The sequence below is a fragment of the Dietzia sp. B19 genome (genome assembly GCF_014145155.1).
In the GTDB taxonomy this organism is placed as follows: Bacteria; Actinomycetota; Actinomycetes; order Mycobacteriales; family Mycobacteriaceae; genus Dietzia; species Dietzia natronolimnaea.
In genome coordinates this window covers 1-3,310 of sequence record NZ_JAALED010000375.1, presented here as the reverse complement: position 1 = coordinate 3,310, position 3,310 = coordinate 1, and the positions used below count along the sequence as shown (strand labels likewise).

The 3,310-nt window shown below is 69.8% G+C and carries 3 protein-coding genes; all 3 read left to right on the top strand.

Going from position 1 to position 3,310, the window contains the following annotated elements:
* Positions 1-356: 356 nt before the first annotated feature.
* Positions 357-2,324, top strand: a complete 1,968-nt coding sequence (acs, locus tag G6020_RS11100) for an acetate--CoA ligase (RefSeq protein ID WP_182610671.1) — start codon at positions 357-359, stop codon at positions 2,322-2,324.
* Positions 2,325-2,405: 81 nt separating this feature from the next.
* Positions 2,406-2,921 (top strand): phage holin family protein, encoded by a 516-nt coding sequence (locus G6020_RS11095; RefSeq protein WP_179524416.1) that lies wholly within the window; start codon positions 2,406-2,408, stop codon positions 2,919-2,921.
* A gap of 146 nt (positions 2,922-3,067) precedes the next feature.
* Positions 3,068-3,310 (top strand): alpha/beta fold hydrolase (locus tag G6020_RS11090; RefSeq protein WP_182610670.1); only part of this gene is annotated, 243 nt, incomplete at its 3' end.

The following is a 3,310-nucleotide window of genomic DNA, read 5'->3' as shown; positions in this document are numbered from 1 at the left end:
CCGCGCCCGGGAAGACGGCGCCCGGGACCGTCGGGACGTCGCCGGGCGAGGCGCCGAAGGGCGCGGGGAAGACTGCGACGACGACGTCACCCGCCACCGCGGTGGGCGACGGCCCCGACAACGCGAGGGCCGAGACCCCGAAGAGTGCCGGCGGCACCCCTGCGGAGGGCGGAAAGTCCGGCGAATCCGCAGGCCGCGAGCCGAGGTCCTGACCCCGCCTCCCCCCGCGTCCCCCTATCGGGTGTGTTGCGAAACACGGCACCAGGTATGTGACTACGCTCACAGAAACCGGTCCGGTCGTTTCCGCCGTGTCGACTCCGGCCGCCGTGAACACATATCCCGAGAGAGAGCCGCTGATGACCGATCACGACCACACCCAGACCTACGCCCCCGACCCCGACTTCACCGCACAGGCCAACGCGCAGGCCGACCTCTACGACGTCGCAGCCTCCGACCGACTCGCGTTCTGGGACGAGCAGGCACGGCGCCTGGACTGGTCGACCGAGTGGTCCGAGGTCCTCGACTGGTCCGACGCCCCGGTCGCCAAGTGGTTCGTGGGCGGCACGCTCAACGTGGCCCACAACTGCGTGGACCGCCACGTCGAGGCCGGCAACGGCGACCGGGTGGCCATCCACTGGATCGGCGAGCCCGAGGACGACGCGCGGGACATCACCTACGCCGAACTCAAGGACGAGGTCAGCCGCGCGGCCAACTACCTCAGCTCCCTCGGGCTGGTCGCCGGCGACCGGGTGGCCATCTACATGCCGCTGCTGCCCGAGGTCTACATCGCCATGCTGGCCTGCGCACGCCTCGGCCTGACCCACTCCGTCGTGTTCGCCGGCTTCTCGCCCGCCGCCCTGCGCTCCCGTATCGACGACGCCGAGGCCAAGCTCGTGATCACCGCCGACGGACAGTTCCGTCGTGGCAAGCCGGCGCCGCTGAAGGCCGGCGTCGACGACGCGTTGGCCGGCAATCTCGAGGGCGTCGACGGGCACGCGAAGTCCGTGCAGAACGTCCTCGTCGTGCGCCGCACCGGCCTGGACGTCGAGTGGACGGAGGGCCGGGACGTCTGGTGGGACGAGGTGGTCCCGCAGCAGTCCACCGAGCACACGCCGGAGGCCTTCGACTCCGAGCACCCGCTGTTCCTGCTCTACACCTCCGGGACCACGGGCAAACCCAAGGGCATCGTCCACACCTCCGGCGGCTACCTCACCCAGGCGTCCTACACCCACCACAACGTGTTCGACCACAAGGCCGGCCAGGACGTCTACTGGTGCACCGCGGACGTCGGCTGGGTCACCGGCCACACGTACGGCGTGTACGCCCCGCTCTCGAACGGTGCCGAGTGCATCGTCTACGAGGGCACCCCCAACTCGCCGGACGAGCACCGCCACTTCCAGATCATCGAGAAGTACGGCGTCACCATCTACTACTCGGCGCCGACCCTCGTGCGGACCTTCATGAAGTGGGGCGCCGAGATCCCGGCCGCCCACGACCTGTCCTCGATCCGCCTGCTCGGCTCCGTCGGTGAGCCGATCAACCCGGAGGCGTGGCGCTGGTACCGCGACAACCTCGGCGGCGGCAAGGCCCCCATCGTGGACACGTGGTGGCAGACCGAGACCGGCGCGATCATGATCTCCCCGCTGCCGGGCGTGACCGAGACCAAGCCCGGCTCGGCCATGCGGCCGCTGCCCGGCATCGACGTGGCCATCGTGGACAGCGACGCCAAGGAGGTCGGCGCGGAGGAGCAGGGCTTCCTGGTGCTCACCGAGCCGTGGCCGTCCATGCTCCGCGGCATCTGGGGCGACATGGAGCGCTACCGCGACACCTACTGGTCCCGGTTCGCCGAGGAGGGGTACTACTTCGCCGGTGACGGCGCCAAGTGGGACGCCGACGGAGCGCTGTGGGTGCTGGGCCGCGTCGACGACGTCATGAACATCTCCGGTCACCGCATCTCCACCTCGGAGGTCGAGTCCGCCCTCGTGGGTCACCGCGCGGTCGCCGAGGCGGCGGTGGTCGGCGCCAACGACGAGACCACCGGTCAGGCGATCGTCGCCTACGTGATCCTGCGCGGCAACGTCGACGCCGAGGAGGACCGGCAGAAGCTCATCGACGAGCTGCGGGCCGAGGTGTCGCGGGAGATCTCCCCGATCGCCAAGCCGCGCGACATCACGATCGTGCCCGAGCTGCCCAAGACGCGGTCCGGGAAGATCATGCGGCGCCTGCTCAAGGACATGGCCGAGGGCCGCGACGGCGGGGACACCTCGACGCTGTCGGATCCGACCATCATGGAGCAGATCAGGGAGAAGGGCACGCGCGGCTGACCGGGTAGCGGGTGAAGGCAGCCACGTGTCGTGGCACGATGGACGACGGTGCATCCGTCGCCTGACAATGGAGGAACAACCGTGAGCCACGCCCAGGGAACCCACTCGCCGACCGAGGCATCGATCCCTCTGCACGACGCGGATTCGATCGGTCGGGGCGACGCCAGCATCGGGACCCTGGTCAAGAACGCCACGACGCAGGTGTCCACTCTCGTCCGCGCGGAGATCGAGCTCGCGAAGACCGAGGTCACCGAGCAGGTCAAGAAGGCGGCCACCGGGTCGGGCTTCTTCGTCGCGGCGCTCGTGCTGCTCCTCATGTCCTTCTTCCCGTTCGTCTTCATGTGGGCGAAGCTCATCTCGCTGTGGTTCGGTACCAAGTCGTGGGACTGGATCGGGTTCCTCATCGTCTTCGTGGTGCTGGTGCTGCTGGCGGCGGTGTGCGGGCTGCTGGGTTACCGCAAGATCAAGAAGATCCGTAAGCCCCAGCGCACCATCGACTCGGTGTCCGACCTCAAGCTGGCCATGCCCACGGGCGCCGAGCCGCGGCCCGGGACGGTCCGGGTCACCGAGACGCCCCAGCCCGCCACGCGCAGCTGAAGACGCCAGCACACCGGCCGCCCGACCCGTCGATCGTCAGGATCGACGGGTCGTGGCGGCATCGTGACGTCTCGGCCAACGGCATCCGCCTGCACGTCGCCGAGGCTCTCCCGCCCGACACCGTCCCCGGTGAACTGCCACCGCTGGTGCTGATGATCCACGGCCTGGGCGGCATCTGGTGGACCATGCGGGCGCCCGTCGTCGCGCTGGCCGAGGCCGGTTTCCACGCCGTCGCGGTGGACCTCCGCGGCCACGGGGACTCCGACAAACCACCGCGCGGCTACGACGGGTGGACGCTGGCCGCCGACCTCACGCACCTCATCCGCGCTCTCGGCCACACCTCGGCGGTGATCGTGGGGCAGGGCGAGGGCGGATTCGTGGCCTGGACC

Coding starts and splice junctions, on each gene's coding strand:
- acs (WP_182610671.1), top strand. CDS start 357: ATGACCGATCACGACCACACCCAGACCTACGCCCCCGACCCCGACTTC.